Annotated in this window: 20 protein-coding genes; 12 read left to right on the top strand and 8 right to left on the bottom strand. The window is 59.8% G+C overall.

Translation table 11 applies throughout. From position 1 onward, the window contains the following. The first annotated feature begins 87 nt into the window (after positions 1-87). Complete coding sequence (locus MRS74_RS19615; protein ID WP_254581971.1) at positions 88-804, top strand: SIMPL domain-containing protein; 717 nt, start codon at positions 88-90, stop codon at positions 802-804. 33 nt (positions 805-837) lie between these two features. Here the strand turns inward: MRS74_RS19615 and MRS74_RS19610 are convergent, their stop codons facing one another. Beyond that, on the bottom strand, positions 838-1,038 hold the full coding sequence (locus MRS74_RS19610) for a hypothetical protein (protein WP_254581970.1): 201 nt from the start codon (positions 1,036-1,038) through the stop codon (positions 838-840). Between the two features lie 224 nt (positions 1,039-1,262). On the opposite strand from MRS74_RS19610, the gene MRS74_RS19605 reads away from it, so the two are divergent. The 5 genes from MRS74_RS19605 to MRS74_RS19585 all read left to right on the top strand — a co-directional run bounded on the left by MRS74_RS19605 (position 1,263) and on the right by MRS74_RS19585 (position 6,522). After that, entirely contained in the window at positions 1,263-2,366 is a 1,104-nt protein-coding gene (locus MRS74_RS19605) for a polyamine ABC transporter substrate-binding protein (RefSeq protein ID WP_254581969.1), read from the top strand. A 66-nt stretch (positions 2,367-2,432) separates the two neighbouring features. Then, positions 2,433-3,569, top strand: a complete 1,137-nt coding sequence (locus tag MRS74_RS19600; protein WP_254581968.1) for an ABC transporter ATP-binding protein — start codon at positions 2,433-2,435, stop codon at positions 3,567-3,569. Then, positions 3,566-4,471 (top strand): ABC transporter permease subunit, encoded by a 906-nt coding sequence (locus MRS74_RS19595; RefSeq protein ID WP_254581967.1) that lies wholly within the window; start codon positions 3,566-3,568, stop codon positions 4,469-4,471. Before MRS74_RS19600 ends, MRS74_RS19595 begins: the two co-directional genes overlap by 4 nt. Next, positions 4,468-5,286, top strand: a complete 819-nt coding sequence (locus tag MRS74_RS19590) for an ABC transporter permease subunit (protein ID WP_254581966.1) — start codon at positions 4,468-4,470, stop codon at positions 5,284-5,286. Before MRS74_RS19595 ends, MRS74_RS19590 begins: the two co-directional genes overlap by 4 nt. 111 nt (positions 5,287-5,397) lie before the next feature. Next, positions 5,398-6,522 (top strand): diguanylate cyclase domain-containing protein, encoded by a 1,125-nt coding sequence (locus MRS74_RS19585; RefSeq protein ID WP_254581965.1) that lies wholly within the window; start codon positions 5,398-5,400, stop codon positions 6,520-6,522. A gap of 16 nt (positions 6,523-6,538) precedes the next feature. Here MRS74_RS19585 and MRS74_RS19580 read toward each other — a convergent pair whose 3' ends face one another. Together MRS74_RS19580 and MRS74_RS19575 are read right to left on the bottom strand one after the other, a co-directional pair. Beyond that, the gene (locus MRS74_RS19580) at positions 6,539-7,402 is read right to left on the bottom strand and encodes a hypothetical protein (RefSeq protein WP_254581964.1); all 864 of its coding nucleotides are present in this window, start codon (positions 7,400-7,402) and stop codon (positions 6,539-6,541) included. A 303-nt stretch (positions 7,403-7,705) separates the two neighbouring features. Continuing rightward, the gene (locus MRS74_RS19575) at positions 7,706-8,326 is read right to left on the bottom strand and encodes a response regulator (protein WP_254581963.1); all 621 of its coding nucleotides are present in this window, start codon (positions 8,324-8,326) and stop codon (positions 7,706-7,708) included. A 327-nt stretch (positions 8,327-8,653) separates the two neighbouring features. Between MRS74_RS19575 and MRS74_RS19570 the strand changes: the two genes are divergently transcribed. Then, positions 8,654-9,631 carry a TDT family transporter gene (locus MRS74_RS19570; RefSeq protein WP_254581962.1) on the top strand — a complete coding sequence of 326 codons (978 nt, stop codon included), beginning with the start codon at positions 8,654-8,656 and terminating at the stop codon, positions 9,629-9,631. 426 nt (positions 9,632-10,057) lie between these two features. On the opposite strand, the gene cysG is transcribed toward MRS74_RS19570, so the two are convergent. The 5 genes from cysG to MRS74_RS19545 all read right to left on the bottom strand — a co-directional run bounded on the left by cysG (position 10,058) and on the right by MRS74_RS19545 (position 15,647). Continuing rightward, positions 10,058-11,509, bottom strand: a complete 1,452-nt coding sequence (cysG, locus tag MRS74_RS19565) for a siroheme synthase CysG (RefSeq protein ID WP_254581961.1) — start codon at positions 11,507-11,509, stop codon at positions 10,058-10,060. Positions 11,510-11,826: 317 nt separating this feature from the next. Further along, a complete protein-coding gene (locus MRS74_RS19560) occupies positions 11,827-12,546 on the bottom strand; it encodes a phosphoadenylyl-sulfate reductase (protein ID WP_254581960.1) in 720 nt (239 codons plus the stop codon). Between the two features lie 111 nt (positions 12,547-12,657). Beyond that, positions 12,658-13,149 carry a DUF934 domain-containing protein gene (locus MRS74_RS19555; RefSeq protein WP_254581959.1) on the bottom strand — a complete coding sequence of 164 codons (492 nt, stop codon included), beginning with the start codon at positions 13,147-13,149 and terminating at the stop codon, positions 12,658-12,660. Continuing rightward, on the bottom strand, positions 13,133-14,797 hold the full coding sequence (locus MRS74_RS19550) for a nitrite/sulfite reductase (protein ID WP_254581958.1): 1,665 nt from the start codon (positions 14,795-14,797) through the stop codon (positions 13,133-13,135). The genes MRS74_RS19555 and MRS74_RS19550 overlap by 17 nt, the downstream gene beginning before the upstream one ends. Positions 14,798-14,861: 64 nt before the next feature. Then, a complete protein-coding gene (locus MRS74_RS19545; protein ID WP_254581957.1) occupies positions 14,862-15,647 on the bottom strand; it encodes a sulfite exporter TauE/SafE family protein in 786 nt (261 codons plus the stop codon). 293 nt (positions 15,648-15,940) lie between these two features. On the opposite strand from MRS74_RS19545, the gene cysD reads away from it, so the two are divergent. From cysD to rsxC, 5 genes are all read left to right on the top strand, one after another. Further along, entirely contained in the window at positions 15,941-16,858 is a 918-nt protein-coding gene (gene cysD, locus MRS74_RS19540; RefSeq protein ID WP_438362349.1) for a sulfate adenylyltransferase subunit CysD, read from the top strand. A 127-nt stretch (positions 16,859-16,985) separates the two neighbouring features. Then, positions 16,986-18,710 carry a sulfate adenylyltransferase subunit CysN gene (gene cysN / locus MRS74_RS19535; protein ID WP_254581956.1) on the top strand — a complete coding sequence of 575 codons (1,725 nt, stop codon included), beginning with the start codon at positions 16,986-16,988 and terminating at the stop codon, positions 18,708-18,710. Positions 18,711-19,047: 337 nt separating this feature from the next. Further along, positions 19,048-19,629: an electron transport complex subunit RsxA gene (gene rsxA / locus MRS74_RS19530; protein WP_067298561.1), complete on the top strand. Its 582-nt coding sequence runs from the start codon at positions 19,048-19,050 to the stop codon at positions 19,627-19,629. Between the two features lie 13 nt (positions 19,630-19,642). Next, positions 19,643-20,242, top strand: a complete 600-nt coding sequence (rsxB, locus tag MRS74_RS19525; RefSeq protein ID WP_254581955.1) for an electron transport complex subunit RsxB — start codon at positions 19,643-19,645, stop codon at positions 20,240-20,242. After that, on the top strand, positions 20,242-22,525 hold a 2,284-nt coding region (gene rsxC / locus MRS74_RS19520), incomplete at its 3' end, for an electron transport complex subunit RsxC (protein WP_254581954.1). The genes rsxB and rsxC, both read left to right, overlap by 1 nt.

Here is a 22,525-nt window from a genome sequence, read left to right as displayed (position 1 = left end):
GAGTCGATTAAGCCCGGTTCACGACCTGTTCAGATGAAAGTGGCAAGATGAGTGTATAGCGCTTGTTAACTGGTCAGGGAGATATGAATGAGCACGACACAGCGTAGCAGCGCACTGCTGCTGGGACTCTGCATTCTGCTGGGGCTTGCTGCCCTGGGGTATCTGCTGGGCGAGAGCGCACTGCGGGTGAAGGCACTCGAACGCTCGGTCACCGTAAAGGGCCTGTCGGAGCGGGAGTACCCGGCCGATATAGTGCTCTGGCCGATCCAGTTCAGTGTCGTGGATAACGACCTGACCGCCCTCTACGCCCGCCAGCAGCGCCATGCTGAACAGATTCGCGCCTTTCTGCTGCTACGCGGCATTGAACCCGCTGAAATCAGCCTGTCGCCACCGGCGGTGATCGACAAGCAGGTACAGCAGTATGGCGAGGGCAACTACAGCCAGCGCTACAGCGGCACTCAAACCGTTACTCTGTATTCCACCCGCGTTGATCAGGTGCGCCTGGTCATGCAGGATCTGGCGGAACTGGGGCAAAGTGGCATAGCCCTGACAGGTGATCAGTACGGCAACAGTACCGAGTACCTGTTCAATCGCCTGAACGACGTCAAGCCCGCCATGGTCGAGGAGGCGACTCGCGAGGCGCGTGCGGTGGCAGAAAAATTCGCCGCCGATTCCGACAGCCGGCTCGGCAAGATTCGCTCGGCACAGCAGGGCCAGTTCTCGATCTCGGATCGAGACCGCAACAACCCTCACATCAAAAAGCTGCGGGTGGTAACCACCGTCGAGTATTACCTGTCGGACTGACTCGCAGAGCCCCCCGCAGGACCCTCCGGCGAATCAGGGCTGTTGCCCCCTTTTAGCCGGCTCATCTGCAACCAGGGCATCCAGATCCATCATCCGGATCGCGCTGATCGCCGCCTCCCAGGCGCCTTCGTGACAGAGCCCGCTGATGGCCGCGTTTTCATAGCCCTGCAGCGCCGCAACGATAGCGGCATCCTGTACCGCCAGGGCCAGTTCAAGTGCATTCTTGTGGGGCATGTTCGCCTCCGCTGTCTGGATGACTCAACCACAAGGATAGCCCGCCGGCACCGCCAGGCGCGGCCAGCTAAAAAACTCTGCCGGCACGCTAAAAAAACATTGGTTTTTTAATGTGAATTGTTCATATTCGGCATTCAAATCAGGCGCTTTTGTGCACCGGCGCCGATTGCTGGCGCCAGCCGTTCCGCCAGCCATTCTCACTTTACACCCGGGGAACCGACTGGATGAAAAGCACAACCTGTATACTCAAGACGCTAGTCACCGGCCTGGTGTTCGGAGCCTCGCTGCAGGCCTTTGCGCAGCAGGAACTGCACATTTACAACTGGTCGGACTATATCGCCGAGGACACCATCGAGCGCTTCCAGCAGGAAAGCGGCATCAAGGTACTATACGACGTTTATGACTCCAACGAGGTGCTGGAAGCCAAGCTACTGGCCGGCCACAGCGGCTACGATCTGGTATTCCCCACCGCCAGACCCTTTGCCGACCGCCAGATCAAGGCTGGTATTTTCCAGCCGCTGGATAAGGCCAAGCTGAGCAATTACGCCAACCTGGATCCGGTTATTCTGAACTCGCTGTCAGATATCGACACCGACAGCGCGCACCTGGCGCCCTACATGTGGGGCACCACCGGGCTTGGCATCAACCTGACCCGCGTGCGCGAAGTGCTGGGGGCTGATATGCCGCTGGACAGCTGGAGTCTGGTGTTTGACCCCGCCGTCACCGCCAAGCTCGCCAGCTGCGGTATCTCGCTGATGGATGACCCCACCGAAGTACTGGTGGCTGCCAGGGCCTATATCGGGAAGGCACCGAACGACTACAGCAGCGCCGCCCTGGATGAGGCCGCCGTGGTGCTGAACGCGGTACGGCCGAATATCCGCTACTACCACAGCTCGCAGTACATCAACGATCTGGCCAACGGTGACCTCTGTGTTGCCCACGGCTACAGCGGCGATGTACTCCAGGCCAAGGCCCGCGCCGAAGAATCGGGCAATGGCGTCGAGATCGCATACCTGGTGCCGCGCGAAGGCGCCGTAGTCTGGACCGATGTCATGGCGATTCCGGCGGACGCCCCCAACAGTGATGCCGCACACCGCTTTATCGACTTTATACTGCGCCCGGATGTCATTGCACCGATCAGCAACTATGTCGCCTACGCCAACGCCAATGCGGCGGCCACTGATCTGGTGGATGAAGCGGTGCGTCAGGACCCCGGCATTTACCCGCCCCAGGCCACCCGCGAGCGCTTCATCACGCTGAAAACACCCAGCAACCGCGAAACCAAGGCGATCAACCGCCTCTGGACACGGATAAAAACCGGCCAGTAAGGCCAATCTCCAGCCTCAACAATGCCCCCTCGGGGGCATTTCTGATTCAGGAACCAGATAGCAGCAATGACACAAACCCCGATTTCACCGGCGCCCGCCGCTGCAGCCACCGCATCCATGACAGCGTCGGTGCGGCTGGAGGGCATCACCAAATCCTTCGGCACCACCTATGCGGTAAACAATGTCAGCCTGGACATCCAGCAGGGTGAATTCTTTTCGCTGCTGGGTCCTTCAGGCTGCGGCAAGACCACGCTGCTGCGCATGCTGGCCGGTTTTGAAACGCCCGATCGCGGCCGCGTTCTGATTGATGGCCAGGACATGACCCGGGTGCCGCCCTATGAACGGCCGGTCAACATGATGTTTCAGTCATATGCCCTGTTCCCCCACATGAGCGTGGCGGACAACATCGCCTTTGGCCTGAAGCAGACGCCCATGGCCCGCCAGCAGCGCACTGAGCGGGTACAGGATATGATGGACCTGGTGCAGATAAGCCCGCTGGCAAAACGCAAGCCCCACCAGCTCTCGGGCGGGCAGCGCCAGCGCGTCGCCCTGGCCCGCGCCCTGGCACGGCATCCGCGCATTCTGCTGCTGGACGAACCCCTGGGCGCGCTGGACAAAAAGCTGCGCGAGAAAACCCAGTTCGAGCTGGTCAATATTCAGGAACGCCTGGGCACCACCTTTATCGTCGTCACCCATGATCAGGAAGAGGCCATGACCATGTCCTCACGCATCGCCCTGATGCGTGACGGCCAGATCGAGCAGCTGGACGCACCCAGGCGCCTGTACGAGTTCCCCGCCACCCGCTATGCCGCCTCCTTTATCGGGTCTATCAACCTGTTCGAGGCCCGCGTACTGCAGCACAGCGGCGACGAAATCCGCCTGGCCTGCGACGAGGCCGGCGCCGAGCTGCGGGTACGCAGCAGCGAAAAAATGCTGCCCGGCATGGCGCTGACCCTGGCCGTGCGGCCGGAAAAGGTGCGCCTGCTGGCCCCCGGCGAACAGAGCCTCAACCAGGTGCGCGGGCGCATCAAGGAAATCGCCTACCTGGGCGGCAATTCGATCTATCATGCCGAACTGCCCAGCGGCAAGCGGGTACAGTTTACCCAGTCCAACGTACAGGCACTGGCCGAGCAGCCCCTGACCTGGGAGCAGGACGTCAGCCTCGGCTGGCAGCCCGACAGCTGTTCGGTACTGACCGAATGAGCGCCAACCTATCCCGAGCGCTGACAGGCCGGCGCCTCATCATAGGTCTGCCCTGGCTGTGGCTCGGGCTGTTCTTTGCGCTGCCCTTCCTGTTCGTGCTCAAGCTCAGCCTGTCTGAGTCGGTACTGGCACAGCCGCCCTATCTCGACCTGCTGCGCGAATTCCAGGACGGCGTGCTGGTGCTCGCCATTAACCTGGGCAACTATCAGCTGCTGCTGGAAGACAGCCTGTATCTCAAGGCCCTGATCAGTTCGCTGCAGATCGCCGCCCTCTCGACCCTGCTGACGCTGTTGCTGGGCTACCCGATGGCCTACGCCATCGCCCGGGCGCCGCGCCACTGGCGCCTGCCGCTGATGATGCTGATCATCCTGCCGTTCTGGACCTCGTTCCTGATACGGGTATACGCCTGGATCGGCATTCTGAAAAACAACGGCCTGATCAATCAGCTGCTGCTGGGGCTGGGCATCATCGACAGTCCGCTGGAAATGCTGCACACCCCGGTGGCTGTTTATATCGGCATCGTCTACAGCTACCTGCCCTTCATGGTGCTGCCGCTTTATGCCACCCTGGTGCGACTGGATATAACGCTGCTGGAGGCCGCGGCTGACCTGGGCTGCCGGCCCTGGAAACAGTTCCTGCGCATCACCCTGCCACTGTCCATGCCCGGTGTACTGGCCGGTGCCATGCTGGTGTTTATCCCCGTAATGGGTGAATTCGTTATCCCGGACCTGCTCGGCGGCCCCGATACCCTGATGCTCGGCAAGCTGATGTGGACCGAATTTTTCAGCAACAAGGACTGGCCACTGGCCTCGGCACTGGCCGCGGTACTGCTGGTGGTGCTGATCATCCCGTTCATGTTGCTGCGCCATTACGAACAGCGTAATCAGGAGGCGGCTGCATGACAAAGCGCTCACCCCTGTTGCTCACGGTGCTGCTGTTCGGCTACGCCTTCCTCTACGGTCCCATTCTCAGCCTGATCGTCTACTCATTTAACGAAAGCCGCCTGGTCACTGTCTGGGGTGGCTTCAGCACAAAATGGTACGGCGAACTGCTGCACAACCAGCAGATACTCGGCGCCGCCTGGCTCAGCATCAAGATCGCCGCCATCAACGCCAGCGCCGCCGTGGTGCTGGGCACCCTGGCGGCAATGGCACTGGTGCGCTACCGACGCTTTCGCTGTCGCACCAGCCTGGAAATCATGGTGACGGCCCCGATGGTAATGCCGGACGTCATTATCGGGCTCTCGCTGCTGCTGCTGTTTGTCTCCATGCAAAACCTGATCGGCTGGCCCGCCGGCCGTGGCCAGACCACCATCACCCTGGCCCACATTACCTGTTCGATGGCCTACGTCACTGTAGTAGTACGCAGCCGCCTGGCACATATGGACATGTCGCTGGAGGAAGCGGCGCTCGATCTGGGCGCCCGGCCGCTGAAGGTGTTTTCCGCCATCACCCTCCCCATCATTGCGCCGGCCCTGGTGGCAGGCTGGCTGCTGGCCTTTACGCTGTCAATGGATGACCTTGTGATTGCCAGTTTCGTATCCGGTCCCGGCGCCACGACCCTGCCCATGGTGGTGTATTCCAGTGTGCGCCTTGGCGTCAGCCCGCAGATCAATGCATTGGCAACGCTGATAGTGGTCATCGTCAGTATTGCCGTGATGATCGCCGGGGTGCTGCTGTACCGGCAGGAGAAAAACAGCGCCAGGCGCGATGAATAGAATCGCAGGGGTATTCGGAACCCGGGCGATCCTGGCGCCCCTGTACGCCGATAAATAGAGTTATACTGCTGGGCGGACTTTCAATATAGCGCCGACAGGACAGCATTAAGGATGATGGACGCGACCCAGCACACACGTGGCCTGCAACTGGTCAAGCGTATCTACCCTCCCCGCAGCGTTGGATTTTTTCTGGGTGCCATCAGCGTCGCCTCGGTGCTGTACGAACAGCATGCCAGCCCAGGCAGCTGGTTAATGATCGCCTTCAGTGGCCTTGTCTGGCCTCACCTGGCGTACTGGCGAGCCTGTCGCAGCAGCAATCCCTACGCCGCCGAGAAACAAAACCAGCATCTGGATGCCGCCCAGTGCGGTTTCTGGATCGTCATGATAGGTTTCAATCTGCTGCCGGCGACCATGGGTATTGCCATGCTGGGCATGGTGCTGCTGTCCCTGGGTGGTAAAGACCGCTGCCTGATAGGCATGCTGACCTATACGCTGACCGCTGTCGTCACCTGGCTGCTGAGCGACATTCCGCTGCAACTGCAATCCTCCCTCGAGACCCAGCTCGCCAGTGTCCCGGTGCTGCTGTTCTATCCACTGCTCATCGGCTACAGCGCCTATCGCTTTGCCCTTGCCTCCAATGAGCAGCGCAAGCAGCTTGAAGTGGTCAGTCGAACCGATGGCTTGTCAGGGCTTTATAATCGCCAGCACTGGGAGCAGCACGTCGCCGAAGCCTATACCCGAGGTCAAGGCGAGCAGCATGCATACAGCCTGATTATGCTGGATATTGATTATTTCAAGCAGGTAAACGACCGCTTTGGCCACAGTGCCGGCGATGATGTGATTCGCCAGGTGGCCCGCCTGCTGGAAGAATGTTTTCAGCCCGACGCTTGTCTGGGCCGCTATGGCGGTGATGAATTCGGCATACTGTTACCGAACTGCAACGCGGCCGAGGCGCTGATGCGCGCCGAGGCAGCACGCCAGCATGTATTTACCCACTTTCACTCCCAAAGCCCTGCGACAATCAGCTTAGGCATTGCCGAGCTCGATACAGACACCACTAGCGAGGACCACTCCGACTGGATTCTGCATGCCGATCTTGCGCTCTATCAGGCCAAGCGCCAGGGTCGCAACTGCGCGGTATGCTACTCCCAGATGGCCGATGCCCCCTTGCCGCCGGGGCCTGAGATAAGGCTGCAAAACACCCGTCCGGCGCCCAGAGGACAGATAGCTGGGTAGAGTCCACGCAAAAGGGTCAGTCAAATACGTTTTTCACCGCAATGGGCAAACTGAAGGTGACACGCCCCTGGGCCATATCCCCGCGCATGCGCAGGTGACCACCATGACGCTCAATCACGGCACAGGCATCCGGACTGTGCATGACAGGCGCGCGCCAGACTGTATCGGCGCTCAGTCGAGTCATGCGTGGCAACTGCAGATCGCCAATATCCTGCACGGTAATCAGCAGTTCGCTTTCGATCTGATGCAAACGCGCCAGCAGGCGACTGCTACGATGCTGACTGACCAACTCCACCACCAGTGAACGCAAAGCCGACGCCAGCAACTCAGTCTCGCCGCAGATGGTTCCAAGTGCGCTGGGTGCCTGCACAAAGAACTCATCAACGCCTTCCAGAGCCGGGCCGAACGCCCGCTCAATCAGAACCAATGGATCCACCGCAGAGCCCTTGAGATCCGCCGCCAGCACCTCAGACTCGTCAGGCTCGACGTCCTGTTGCAGCAGTCGCTGCAACTGTTTTAGCTGCTGTGGTTCAAGACACGCCTGCACGGCCGGGCTGGAACAGAACTCGATCAACCCCCGCTGGGAATCGGGCAGCGCTGTCGCTTGCACATCCAGGGCCGCATCGGGCTGATGCTGAAATAGCAGGAACTCCAGCTTGAGCCAGCGAATGGCCTGAGCTGAATGAAGTTGCTGGGTAATCGGTTGGCGTATCAGGACGCGGTCACCCTCACGGTGCAGTACGTCAACCTGCAGACCGGCCGTGAGGGCAAACTGACGTTCAGCCAGTTCGCTTACCAGCAACAGGGTACCGGCCTGATTAATGATGGCGACCCTGCTGTGGAGCTGATCGAGCAGGCGCTGGAAAAAGTTCAATCGCATGACGCATGAATCCGGAAAAATCAGAATATTAGCATATTACTATATTTTCCGAATTTGTCGTTCAATAACCTGACCCTTATACACAAAGTCATCCACAAAAGCAGGCCATGCGCGTCCAGACCAACTTTACACTTACACAAAAAAAACCGGGGTACTGGAACAGGGGGGTACACAGAACAGAAGCAGAGGTATCACAGACGACCCGCCGGGGCAAAGCTGACAGGATCCAGCGCCTGCTTTAGCGGGCAAAGACTATTCAGGCAGGACGAAAAAAGTGGCTCAATCAGACGATTGAGCCTGAGACTAACGGCTGCGCTGGCGTTCAAGTATCTGTTCAACACGCCGCTTTATTTCTTCAAACGGTATGGGTTTTGGCAGCACCTGGCAGTCGACCCCGACTGGCATGCGCGCAAGCACCTCATCAGGTTCCAGTGCAGAAATAACCATCAGCTCCATGCGCTCCAGCAATCCGCTGTGCTTGAGCGCAGCAATGATACTGAAACCATCAATATTCGGCAGATTCAGATCAAGCACCAGCAGTTGCGGTTCAACCTGCCCCACACTCAGCAAGCCACTATAGCCATTGTCCGACAGATGCAGCTCCAGCGGCAGCTGCCAGCTTTTCAGCGTCAGCTCATAGAGTCGCAACAGCACCTTTTCATCATCGATCACCAGCACCCGCACCGGAGCCGTGCTGGATGCGTCCGCCCCAGCCTGCGCCTCAGACAAAATCGGCCCCTTGCCGTCCTGCAGCTCGCGCACCAGCTTTTCCACCTGCAGCAGACTGAAACGACGGTGCCCGCCGGGCGTTTTCCAGCTTTCAATAACTTCGGCATCCGCCCACAGCTGCACCGTGCGCGCAGATACGCCCAACATTTCAGCCGCCTTGCGACTGGTACAAATATCATCCGGTTTGAATTTCATGGGCATTCTTTGCTATGTGATCCTTGACGGCGGCATTCTACACCTTTTTAAGTACCCCGCGATTATGCACGGGAATTCCCCGATTCAGCTTAACAGCCTGCGGGTAAGATTGCGCTACAACTTATCCCCCGACAGGGCTTTCCTTCCCCACAGGCGCCTGTCGCCAGGCATCACATAACGGCAGGAAAATAGCCACAGTTGCCTAATGGTTTTCGCCAGAGCATTCAATTCTGCTTAACAAACCGTACAATACGTCTAGATGCTATTTAAAGCAGCAAGTCATTAGCATCTATTGCTCTTTTCGCCCGCTTTGTTGAGATCCGATTGATGTTTAATGCCTTCAGAATCGCCACCCGCCAGGTGCCGACCCCCTTGGCCGGACTCGCCCTGGCGATTGCCGCACTCGGCGCCTGCTGGGAACTGTACAACCCGCATCAGGGGCAGGCCCAACTGACGGGAGCCCTGCTGGCGAGCGTCCTGCTGCTGGCCATTCTGTGCAAGTTTGTGCTCAATCCGCTCTTGCTGTGGCGCGACCTGGCCCATCCGGTCGTTGGCGGCGTGGTACCCACCTTCAGCATGGCCACCATGGTCATCAGCGATGCGCTGCACCCCCTGGTGCCGACATTTGCCGGCGGCATCTGGTTGCTGGCCGTAGCATTGCACCTAACCTTTCTGCTGCTTTTCGCACTGCACCGCATTCGCAAATTCGAACTGCACCATATGGCACCAAGCTGGTTTGTACCGCCCGTCGGCATCGTCAGCGCGGCCCTGACCTGCCCGCCTGAAGCCGTCGAACTGGCCCGTAATCTGATGTGGTTTGGCCTGATCAGCTACAGTCTGCTACTGCCATTAATGCTATACCGGCTGATTTTCGCCAAGCGCCTGCCGCGGGCGGCCCGCCCCATCCTCGCCATCCTGGCGGCACCTGCCAACCTCTGCCTGGCAGGCTATATCAGCATTATCGATGAACCGTCCATTCTGCTGATTGCCGTGCTGGGTACTGTGGCCCAGCTGATGACGCTGATCATATACATGGCATTTTTTCAGCTTGTGCGACTGCCGTTCAGCGCCTCCCACGCCGCCTTTGCGTTTCCGGTCGTGGTCAGCGCACTGGCAATGCTGGAGCTGACCCATGTGCTGCAGACACTGGGGGCCCCTGCAGATGTGGTGGGTCAGATAGACGCGCTGGCAAAAGCACAACTGGGCCTTGCCAGCCTGATGGTGCTCTATGTGTCAGGGCGCCTGCTACTGCAGTACGCCACCAGCATTCGTGCAACCGCGGCCCAGCCCACCGGTACCGACTGACAGCCCTAGTGTACTGTTGCACGCTATATGAAGATTATAACGGCCCCTTTTTCCGCCATCCTGCGTTGTTCGTTGTCGCCGTAGCCCCACTATGACTCCGCCTCACGCCTTGACTGGCGAAAAAATGAGCGCGTTCTAAAGCACCATCAAGAGTGCACCAGTACACTAGCAGCCTGTCGGGCTTGGCCGGTCGTAGCGAGGGAAAGTCCGTTTTGAGGCAGTTTTTGAGCTCTTTTGAGGCGAAAAATCGGCAGGATAGCCGATTTACACAGCGCTAGCTGCCCGCAGGGCAAGCTACAGGGATGTAGCTTGTGCATAGTGGCTCTATAAAGAGTAAACAAAAATGACCCCTCTTTACCGAAAAGAGTCGGCTTTCCCGCAGTAGATCAGTGTTAAGTCCGACAGGCTGCTAGAGTACGGCCAGACTTAGCTCTGCGGACTCTCGTCGACGCCGTGGTGTACCTTCATCAGGGTGTGGTTGCGCCCTTCCACCAGTTCGTCACCGAACCAGGACAGGCTTTCATGCATTTTCACCACCTCGCCCACAATCACCAGCGCAGGTGCCGCAAGCTTCGCCTTGCGCTGCAGTTCGGCGATGCTATCCAGGGTGCCGGTGAGTACCTTCTGATCAGCAGAAGTGCCTTTTGAAATGATGGCAACCGGCGTACTACCGGGCTTGCCGTGGGCCACCAGCTTGGCGCTCAGCTCAGGCAGCGTATGCAGCCCCATGTAAAACACGATGGTCTGATTGGGGTGCACCAGTTCTGAAAAATTGAGGTCCGTGGTGCGGTTTTTAAGCTGTCCGGTGACAAACTTCACCGACTGCGCATGCTCCCGGTGCGTCAGCGGTATGCCCGCGTAGGTGGCACAGGCACTGGCGGCGGTAATTCCCGGCACCACCTGAAACGGGATACCGTGGGGTTTGAGCGACTGCAGCTCCTCGGCCCCACGGCCGAAAATAAACGGATCACCGCCCTTAAGGCGGCATACGCGCTTGCCCTCCAGGGCGTACTTCACCAGCAGCTCGTTGATGCCCTCCTGCGGCACGGCGTGATTGTCCCGCTGCTTGCCGACATACACCATATCCGCATCACGCCGGCACAGATCCAGCACGGCCTCTGAAACCAGTGCATCGTAGAGCACCACATCGGCCTGCTGCATCAGGCGCAGCGCCTTGAAAGTCAGCAGCTCAGGGTCGCCAGGGCCGGCCCCCACCAGATAGACCTCGCCCACCTGGTGTTCGGGATCACCTTCATCGAGTTTGGATTGCAGCAGCTTTTCCGCCGCCTGCATGCGTCCGGCGAAAGCCTGCTCGGCAACCTGCCCCTGCAACACGGACTCCCAGAATTTGCGGCGCTGATTGACACCGCCAAAGCGTGCCTTGACCTGATCGCGGAAACGCCCGGCCAGGGCCCCGAGCTGGCTATAGCCATTGGGAATAAGGGTCTCGAGCCGGGCCCGCAACATGCGCGCCAGCACCGGCGAAGCGCCGCCGGATGAAATGCCAATAACGATGGGCGAACGATCAACGATGGCTGGAAAGACGAAGGTACAGAGCGCCGGGCAGTCCACCACGTTAATCGGCAAGCGGCGCTGAACCGCATCGTAGTGAATACGCTGGTGCAGCCCCTCGTCATCCGTCGCTGCCACCACCAGAACACAGCCATCCAGCAGAGCGGCATGATATTCGCCAATCACCTGCTGACCGCCCTGCACCTCGACCATTTCGGCCAGCTGCGTACAGATTTCCCGTGCCACCACCGTCAAACGGGCACCGGCACGCAACAGCAGCTTGGCCTTGCGCATGGCAATCTGCCCACCGCCCACCAGCAACACCGGCTGGTCCTTTAGACGGAAAAAAAGAGGAAGGTACTCCACGATCCGAACTCCTGCTGCCTGATGACAATCTGTAGTGTATCTCAATTCGCCGCGCTCTCGGCGCACGCACTCATACGCCTGTAGCAAGATCGTTGCCAAGACGTGAAAACGCGTCACAGTGGCAATTTGGGGCCTATTGGGCAAACAGCCTGTGATTCAAGCCGATTCAGCAGCGAGCCGCGCACCACTGCAGCTCTAGCGCCCCATTAAAGGGCAGGCTGGCGCACCAAAAACAGGCATTCAGCCATATTCCCGAATGCAGAAACAAAAACGCCGCGGCGGTAATCCGCAGCGGCGCCTGAGCACAATATCCGACCTTACTTGAATTTCAGCGGTGTCGCCGGGTGCAGACCGCACTCGCGGTTGTCCGGATTTTCCCACCACCAGCGGCCTGAACGCACATCCTCACCCACGGAAATGGCACGGGTACAGGGCGCACAGCCGATGCTCGGATAGTGCTGATCGTGCAGCGCGTTGTAGGGCACATCCAGCGCACGAATATAGGCCCAGACATCCTTCTCGCTCCAGTCGGCCAGCGGGTTCAGCTTCTGCAGGCCGTTGCCCTTATCCCACTCGCTGAAGGCGATTTCATCGCGGGTAACCGACTGTTCACGACGCAGCCCGGTTATCCAGGCTTTCTGACCGGACAGCGCACGCTTGAGCGGCTTGATCTTGCGCACGAAGCAGCAGCCCTTGCGCAGGTCCTGTGACTCATAGAAGGCATTGATGCCATGATCAGCGACAAAGGCCTCCACATCAGCGGCTTCCGGGTAATACACTTTGAAGCTCACCTGCGAATAGCGGGCTTTGGCATCAGCCAGCAGCTTCAGGGTTTCCTCCGGCAGACGCCCGGTATCGAGCACGAAAATGCCGATACCTGGGGCGTGCCTGCTGATCAGATCGGTTAGCACCATGTCTTCGGCGCCAAGGCTGTTGGCAAAGACGATGCCGGCGCTATAGTCGTCAGCCGCCTGCTTCAACAGGCCTGCTACATGCTCAACCCGGGCATTCAGCTCGGCGCTCAACTGCTCACTCATGCAAAGTATCCTCTATAAAAAACGGCTGTCAGCCGTGCCGCCGTATGCCCGACGAGCACGGCAACAGCCGTTCTGGCGACAAGATGTCTAACCCTGGGCTAGCGGCCCCACTTAACCCTGACGGTAGATCGGGCGCGGATCGTCGGCACCGGCCTGGTAGTGCACGCTCACTTCGCCGAAGGCATTCAGCACTTCAGGCTTGAAGCGATCTTCCGGCACGGCCAGGGCATCAAACCCGCAGCGCTGCATATGATCCAGCCGATCACGGGTGACATCGCCCACGGCGCGCAGCTGACCTGCAAAACCGGCACGACGCACCAACCGCGCCTGGCTGAAACCGCGACCGTCGCGGAATACCGGGAACTCGATGGCAACCAGTGCCAGCGATGACAGATCGGCCAGCAGCGGCTCTATATTGTCATCACCGTTGAACTGCACACCCAGACGACCGGCACGGCCATTCAGGCTGTCACGGTTTTCCAGATAAAGCGCCAGCGGCACAACGATATCACCGTCCTGGGGGACCTGCTCCAGAGTCGCTTCCACATCCAGAAACTGCCAGCTGTCCTGGGCTACAACTTCGCGATTAATGAGCAGGGGCATAGACTTTCTCCTTGAACGGGGCAACACCGATGCGACGCACCGTATCGATAAACAATTCACCTTCCTCACGGGATTCGACGTAGGTCAGCAGCAGCTTTTCAAGCGTGCCGGCAACCTCATCAGCCTCCACAGAGCGACCCAGCACCTTGCCCAGAGACGCATCTTCCTTGTCGGAACCGCCGATGGTGATCTGATACCAGTCCTCACCGCCCTTGTCGACACCGAGGATGCCGATATGGCCGACGTGGTGGTGACCACAGGCGTTGATGCAGCCAGACATGTTGAGGCGAATCTCACCCAGCTCGTACTGATAATCCAGATCTTCAAACTTCTGATTGATCTGATCAGCAATCCCCAGGGTCTTGGCGTTGGCCAGGGCACAGAAATCGCCACCCGGGCACACGATCATGTCGCTCAGCATGTTGATGTTCGGCCGCGCCATGTTGTGCTCGGCCAGAACCTTCCAGAGTGCATACAGATCGGCATTCTTCACATCCGCCAGCACCAGGTTCTGGGTGTGCGTCACGCGGATTTCGCCGCCACAGTACTGATCGGCCAGATCAGCCACGACATCCATCTGCAGATCGGTGGCATCGCCCGCCGGTGCCAGCATGGGCTTGAGCGAAACGACCACGGCACGGTAGCCGTTCACCTTGTGCACAACGGTGTTTCTCTCGTACCAGACACGGAAATCCGTATCGGCTTCGAGCTGTGCGTTCAGGCTGACATCTTCAGCCGCCGCCGCGTCATATTCGAAGGTGTTGAAGAAGTTTTCCACACGGGTGAATTCTTCGGCGGTGATTTCGAGTTCAGGCTGCTCGGCCTTGATCAGCTCCCATTCGGCCTCAACCAGACGGGCAAACTCTTCAGCACCCAGCGCCTGCACCAAAATCTTGATACGGGCCTTGTACTTGTTGTCGCGACGACCATTAAGGTTGTACACGCGCAGGATAGCTTCAAGGTAGGACAGCAGATCGGCCTTGGGCAGGAAGCTGCGGATCGACTTGCCGATCATGGGTGTACGGCCAAGGCCACCACCGACCAGCACTTCAAAGCCGACTTCACCGGCGGCGTTCTGTACCAGGTGCAGGCCAATATCATGTACCTGGGATGCGGCGCGGTCTTGCGGACCACCGGTCACGGCGATCTTGAACTTGCGCGGCAGGTAGGCAAATTCCGGGTGCAGCGTGGACCACTGGCGAATCAGCTCGCAGTACGGCCGCGGATCTTCGATCTCGTTGGCGTTCACGCCGGCGAAATGGTCCGTGGTGGTATTGCGGATACAGTTGCCGGAAGTCTGAATGGCGTGCATCTGTACCTGTGCCAGTTCCGCCAGTATATCAGGCACTTCTTCCAGCTTGGGCCAGTTGAACTGCACGTTGGTACGGGTGGTGAAATGCGCATAGTTCTTGTCGTACGTGCGGGCGATGTGCCCGAGCTTGCGCATCTGCACGGACGACAGCAGACCGTAGGGAATCGCGACACGCAGCATCGGAGCCTGACGCTGAATGTAGAGACCATTCATCAGTCGCAGCGGCAAAAACTCTTCGTCCGGCAGTTCACCCGCCAGGAAGCGTCGGGTCTGGTCACGGAACTGCGCCACACGCGCATCCACCAGTCTCTGGTCTACTTCAGTATATTGATACATGCTAACTACACCTTGCCTGACGGGGAGGCCCGCCACTCATCTCAAAGCCCGTGGAAAGATTCAATCAGCCTGCCAGCACAAAGCGCAGACCAATCGCGAATAGAATCGACCCCATGATCGGCTGCATCACCCGCGGCGACAGCCGGACGCCTACATGACTGCCCAGAAACACGCCGGGCAGGGAACCGATCAGCAAGTATACCAGCAATGTCAAATCGACATTACCCATCGAATAGTGCCCGGCACCGGCGACGCTGGTCAGCACCACGGCGTGAACCAGATCGGTACCCACGATGGCCGGCATGCTCAGGCGCGGATACAACAGAATCAGCATGGCCGTCCCCAGAGCTCCGGCGCCGACCGACGACAGCGTGACCAGCGCCCCCAGCAGCAGACCCATCAGGGTGGTTACCAGCGGACGCCAGCGCCGTGCATGGGCGGCCAGGGGATGCCCCTCAAGGCGCATGGCACGCTCGCGAATCTGGTTGCGCAGGAATACGGCGATCGAGGTCAGTACCAGCGATACACCGAGGGTCATGTTCATCAGGCCCTCAATGCTTTCCAGCGCATCGAGCCCTTTCAGGTAATGCAGCGTCAGCAGGCTGCCCGGTACGCTGCCCAGCAACAGCAGCCCGACCACCTTCCAGTGCACCATCTTGCGCCGCGCATAGGACCACATGCCACCGAACTTGGTGACCGCTGCATAGAGCAGATCGGTGCTCACGGCCACGACCGGCGCTATGCCAAACACCACAATCAAAATCGGGGTCATCAGGGCACCACCACCGATACCGGTCAGCCCGACGATAAAACCGACCACAAGGCCTGCAAAACTGTATGCGAATTCCATGCTGCCCAACCACTCATGCAGGCGAACTGCTGCTATTAATTGCGGCCATCATACTGGCCGCCACTTATAACTCTAAATACTTATTTGAAATTTTGTTATAACCAAAACTGCGCAGACTATCCAGCACTATAACAATGCCACTTATTCCATTGAGATCTAAATGAAGTCGAATATATTCTTTTTGATTGTATGCGTAATGCTGCAATAATGCGCCGCATCATCGGTTAATAGTCGTTTGGTGCCCATCGGGCAGCAAACAGTCTACTCATTACAGGTAAGGAAGGGCTCGATCCATGAATCAGTTGCCGGAACACCGTCTGACACATCTAAGACAGCTGGAAGCCGAGAGCATCCACATCATCCGGGAAGTGGCCGCGAGCTTTGACAACCCCGTCATGCTGTACTCCGTCGGCAAGGACTCCTCCGTCATGCTGCACCTGGCACGCAAGGCGTTCTACCCGGGCAAACCGCCCTTCCCGCTGATGCACGTGGACACCACGTGGAAATTCCGCGAAATGATCGCCTTTCGCGACAAGATGGCGGAACAGGCCGGCATGGATCTGATCGTGCACATCAACCCCGAGGGTGTTGAGATGAACATCAGTCCCTTCGTGCACGGCTCCAAAACCCATACGGATATCATGAAAACCCAGGGCCTGAAGCAGGCACTGGACAAGTACAAGTTCGATGCAGCCTTCGGCGGCGCCCGTCGCGATGAAGAAAAGTCCCGCGCCAAGGAGCGTGTCTTCTCGTTCCGCGACAAGCATCACCGCTGGGATCCGAAGAACCAGCGCCCGGAACTCTGGAACACCTTCAACACCCGTATCGACAAGGGTGAGAGCATCCGCGTATTCCCGCTGTCCAACTGGACGGAACTGGATATCTGGCAGTACATCTACCTCGAGCAGATCGAGATAGTGCCGCTGTACTACTCCGCACTGCGCCCGGTTGTCGAACGTGACGGCATGCAGATCATGGTGGATGACGACCGCCTGCCGCTGCAGCCCGGCGAAGAGCCGATGATGAAAAAGGTACGCTTCCGCACCCTGGGCTGCTACCCGCTGACCGGTGCCGTTGAGTCTGAAGCAGACACCCTGCCTGAAATCATCCAGGAAATGCTGCTGACCACGACGTCCGAGCGCCAGGGGCGAGCCATCGACCACGACGGCGCAGGCTCCATGGAACAGAAGAAGATCGAAGGCTACTTCTGATCAGCGTCCGGGCCCCTGCCACCACTTGCCTATAAGGCAGGCCGGTTCCGGACAAAACATCCCACACGATTAAAAGACGCTGGTGCCGCGGCCCCGCCGCCGGCAGCGTCAAGCCTGGAGCTTACACATGAGTCACCAAAGCGACCTGATCGCCACTGATATCCAGCAATACCTGTCCCAGCACGAAAACAAGGAACTGTTGCGCTTCCTGACCTGCGGCAGTGTGGACGACGGCAAATCCACCCTGATTGGCCGCCTGCTGCACGACTCCAAGATGATCTACGAAGATCAGCTGGCCGCCATCACCGCCGACAGCAAGAAATCCGGCACCACCGGGGACGAAATCGACCTGGCGCTGCTGGTCGACGGCCTGCAGGCCGAGCGCGAACAGGGCATCACCATTGATGTGGCCTACCGCTATTTTTCAACCTCCAGGCGCAAGTTCATCATCGCCGACACCCCGGGACATGAGCAGTACACCCGCAACATGGCCACCGGCGCCTCCACCTGCGACCTGGCCATTATCCTGGTCGATGCCCGCCACGGTGTGCAGGTTCAGACCAAGCGCCACAGCTTTATCGTGTCCCTGCTGGGCATCAAGCACACCATCGTCGCCATCAACAAGATGGACCTGGTGGGCTTTAGCGAAGAGCGCTTTGAAGAGATCAAGGCAGAGTACCTGGCATTCGCCAAAGAACTGGATCTGCCGGATCTGCAGTTCATACCGCTGTCAGCCCTCAAGGGTGACAATGTGGTCACCGCCTCGGAGCGGTCCCCCTGGTACAAGGGCGAGCCGCTGATGGGCCTGCTGGAATCGGTTGAGCTTGCCAACGACGCCAACTTCGACGACCTGCGCTTCCCGGTGCAGTACGTCAACCGCCCGCATCTGGATTTCCGCGGCTATTGCGGCACCCTCAGCTCCGGCATAGTGCGCCCCGGCGATGCCGTCACCGTGCTGCCGTCCGGCAAGTCGAGCCGGGTCAAATCCATCGTCACCTTCGATGGCGAGCTGGCCGAGGCCTACCCGCCGATGTCCGTTACCCTGACGCTGGAAGATGAGATCGACATCTCCCGCGGCGACATCCTGGTACACAGCGACAAACTGCCCGACGTCACCAGCCGTTTCGACGCCATGGTGGTATGGATGGCCGAAGCCGAACTGGTGCCGGGCCGCACTTACGACGTCAAGCTCGCGACCCAGACCGTGGCCGGCAGCATCAGCCATATCCGTCACCGCATCGACGTCAACACCCACGAACAGATTCCGGCCTCCAGCCTGAGCCTGAACGAAATCGCCCGTTGCGAACTCAATATCGAGCGCTCCATCATCGCCGATGACTACCGCGACCACCGCGGCACTGGCTCCTTCATCATTGTCGATCGCCTGAGCAACGCCACCGTGGCCGCCGGCATGATCATCAATGAAGGCGACCAGGCCCAGCAGGACGATATCGACACCATCAGCGCCGAGTCCCGGGTGAGCCGCAGCGACAAGGAACGCCGTTATGGCCAGCGTGCCGGCATTATCAGCGTAACTGGCGGCACTGAAGCGGCCCGCGACCAGCTGCTGTACAGCACCGAGAAGCGCCTGTTTGACGCCGGACGCGCCGTGGCCGTACTGACGCCCCGCAACCTGCCGACAGCATTGCAGGCCAATCTTGCCGCCACCGCAGCGGTACTGGCCGACAATGGCCTGGTGGTACTGGTTGAAAGCGACAGTGCCCTGCCCGGCACCCTGAGTGTCAATCTGGATGGCCAGGCCGGTGATCTGCGCCTGAACGGCGAAGCCCAGAGCCCGCAGGAACAGGTCAAGGCATTGCTGGCGCTGCTCAAGGCCCACGCCCTGGCGTAACTTCCGCCAGCGCCGACCTGCCGTAATGGTACCCTCGGGCCCGGCACAGATCTCTGTGACCGGGCCCGATACGTTATTGATCCGACGAATGGGTATAGCAAGCACGGGCAATAACGGTGCAATAACGGCCACAGACCTGAGCTGCGGCTTAATAAGACCCGTTAAAGCTGACGCAAGCCTGTACCGAGGCGGGGTCAATCCGGTAAAATCCTGCGCTCGATTTCCAGCGGACCCGGGCTATCCGCATAAACCCCGGTAGATTTTTGGCGGGTGCGCAGCGACAATCGCACCCCTTGAGCGGTGAAAATACCGCGCCCCCTGCAACTTGGGCATCGCGATGACGGAATTTCTGCTTATTCTGATCAGCACCGTGCTGGTGAATAACTTTGTACTGGTGCAGTTTCTTGGCCTGTGCCCCTTCATGGGTGTTTCCAACAAACTGGAAACAGCCATGGGCATGTCCCTGGCGACCACCTTTGTACTGACGCTGTCATCCCTGTGCAGCTATCTGGTCTACACCTACCTGCTGGCACCGCTGGAGATGGCTTTCCTGAAAACCATCGCCTTCATTCTGGTGATTGCCGTGGTGGTGCAGTTCACCGAAATGGTGGTGCGCAAGACCAGCCCCCTGCTGTACCGGGTGCTGGGCATCTTCCTGCCCCTGATCACCACTAACTGTGCTGTCCTCGGCGTAGCGCTGCTGAACATCAAAAAGATGAACGGCTTCATGGAGTCCATTGTCTACGGCTTTGGTGCCGCGGTGGGCTTTTCCCTGGCCCTGATTCTGTTTTCAGCGATTCGCGAGCGTGTCGCCGTCGCTGATGTGCCGACACCCTTTCGCGGTGCGGCCATTGGCATGGTCACCGCCGGATTGATGTCACTGGCTTTCATGGGCTTCACCGGCCTGGTGTCATTCTGAGCGGAGACTCCCCATGAGCGCAGTAATCATCGCCATCCTGGTCCTGCTCGGACTCGCCATCGTATTCGGTATAGTGCTGGGGTTTGCCTCGGTGCGCTTCAAGGTTGAAGGCAATCCCATCGTCGACCAGATCGACGCCCTGCTGCCCCAGACGCAGTGCGGCCAGTGCGGCTACCCTGGCTGTCGCCCCTATGCCGAGGCCATCGCCGGCGGCGACACCATCAACAAGTGCCCACCCGGCGGCCAGTCCACCATCGAGGCGCTGGCCGATCTGCTGGACGTCGAAGCCATTCCGCTGGACGACGAGCACGGTGAGGAAAAACCCCGTTCTATCGCCTATATCCGCGAAGACGAATGCATCGGCTGCACCAAGTGCATCCAGGCCTGCCCGGTTGACGCCATTCTCGGCGCCGCCAAGCAGATGCATACCGTGATCATATCCGAGTGCACCGGCTGCGATCTCTGTGTTGAACCCTGCCCGGTTGACTGTATCGACATGATCCCGATCGAAACCACTCTCAATACCTGGAAATGGCCGGCCCCAAAACCCGGTATCGAACTGATCGCCACCGACGCCGGACGCGGCAGCGTCCAGCAGGGAGGCCTCGCCTGATGGGTCATGTATTTGCCTTCCACGGTGGCGTCCACCCGCCGGAAAACAAGCGCCAGTCGACCCGCACGCCGATTCGCAAGGCGCCGCTGCCCGATCAGCTGATACTGCCGCTGTCGCAGCACATAGGGGCCCCGGCGGAGCCCCTGGTCAAGGTGGGCGACAAGGTCCTCAAGGGACAGCGTATCGCTGAGCCCGTGGGCCGCATCAGCGCCGCGCTGCACGCACCGACCTCCGGCACCGTAAGCGCCATAGGCCCGCACCCGATTCCCCATGCGTCGGGCATGCAGGCCAACTGCATCATTATCGACAGCGACGGTGAAGACCGCTGGATCGAGCACGCGGGCCTCACGGATTACCGCAGCCTCGGCAAGGGCGCACTGACCGACTACATTCGCAACAGTGGCATTACCGGCATGGGCGGCGCAGGCTTTCCGACCGACGTGAAGCTGCACTTGGGCGATGATCACATCGTCAACACCCTGATCATCAATGCCGCCGAATGCGAACCCTATATCACCGCCGATGACATGCTGATGCGCGAGCGTGCCGACGATATCGTCGCCGGCATCGAAATCATCGATCACCTGCTCAAGCCCAGCCATATTCTGATCGGTATCGAGGACAACAAGCCCCAGGCCCTGCGTGCGCTGGAAAAGGCTCTGGCCAGCTGCAGCCTGAATATCGATCTGCGTGTCGTGCCGACCAAATACCCCTCCGGCGGCGAAAAACAGCTGATCAAGCTGCTGACCAATGTCGAGGTTCCCAGTGGCCACATCCCCGCCGATGTGGGCATCGTCTGTCAGAATGTCGGCACCGCCTACGCCACCGCCCGTGCGGTGCACCAGGGCGAACCCCTGATATCCCGCATAGTTACCCTGACCGGGGAAGCCGTGGCCCAGCCACAGAATTTTGACACCCTGATCGGCACACCCTACGCGCTGCTGCTGCGCGCGGCGCGTGTCAGCGCCAATGATCTGCACCGCCTGGTTGTCGGCGGCCCCATGATGGGCTTTACCGTTGATGACGATCAGATCCCGGTCATCAAGACCACCAACTGTCTGATTGCCGCCAGCCCCGACGAGATGCCGCCCGCGCCGCCGGCACAGGAATGTATCCGTTGCGGCCTGTGCGAACAGGTCTGCCCGGCCGAGCTGCTGCCGCAGCAGCTGTACTGGTTCGCCAAGGGCCGGGAGCTGGACAAGGCCAAACACCACAACCTGTTCGACTGCATCGAATGTGGCGCCTGTTCCTATGTCTGCTCCAGCGCCATTCCGCTGGTCCAGTACTACCGCAACGCCAAGGCGGAAATCCGCAGCGACGAAGCCGAACAGCGCAAGGCCGAACATGCCCGCGTGCGTTTCGAAGCACGCCAGGCGCGCCTCGAAGCCGAGCAGGCTGAAAAGGAAGCACGCCGCAAGGCCCGCGCCGAAGAGGCCGCACGCAACCAGGCCGCCCGCAAGGACAAGCCCCAGGCAGCCGCCTCCGTCAGCAGCACCGCAGTGGCGACAGCGCCGGCGGCAGAGCCCGACCTGAAACAGCTGAAGACCGCCGCGTCCGTAGCGCGCACCAAGCTCAAGCAGGCTCAGAAAGCACTCAAGCATAGCGAAGACAAGGGGCTTGATGGCGCCGATACCCTGCGCATCACGGTCAGCGAGCTGACCGTCAAGGCCGATGCGGCCCGGCAGGCCTACGATCAGGCCCTGAATGCCGACAGTGCGGCCAGCGCCGCGCCCGATGCCAAACAGCTCAAGACCAACGCCGCCGTCGCCCGCACCAAGCTCAAGCAGGCCGAAAAGGCCCTGGCGAGCGCCCGCGACAACGGCAGCGCTGATATAGCCGCACTGGAATCCCGGGTACGCGAACTCGAACTGCGAGCCAACGATGCGCAAAAGGCCCATGAGGCCGCCGATGCCGGCGCCACTCCGGCAGCGGACCCTGCGAAGCTGGCCGAGCTGAAGGCCGACATGGACGCAGCCAAAGCCAAGGTCGACAAGGCCCAGGCCGCACTGGAAGGCGCCATCGCCTCGGGAAGCCCGGCGGTAGAGAAAATGACCGCCGGCGTCGAGAAACTGCGAGGCAAGTACCTCGAAGCGAAAGCGGCCTTTGAAGGAGCCAGCGCGCCGGCTGCAGCCCAGGTTTCCAGCCCTGCGACCGATCCCGCCAAGCGTGCCGAGCTGAAGGCCGACATGGACGCAGCCAAGGCCAAGGTCGACAAGGCCCAGGCGGCGCTGGAAGGCGCCATCGCCTCGGGAAGCCCGGCGGTAGAGAAAATGACCGCCGGCG

The sequence above is a fragment of the Marinobacterium sedimentorum genome (assembly GCF_024267675.1).
In the GTDB taxonomy this organism is placed as follows: domain Bacteria; phylum Pseudomonadota; class Gammaproteobacteria; order Pseudomonadales; family Balneatricaceae; genus Marinobacterium_A; species Marinobacterium_A sedimentorum.
This window is presented reverse-complemented; position numbering and strand designations above follow the sequence as displayed.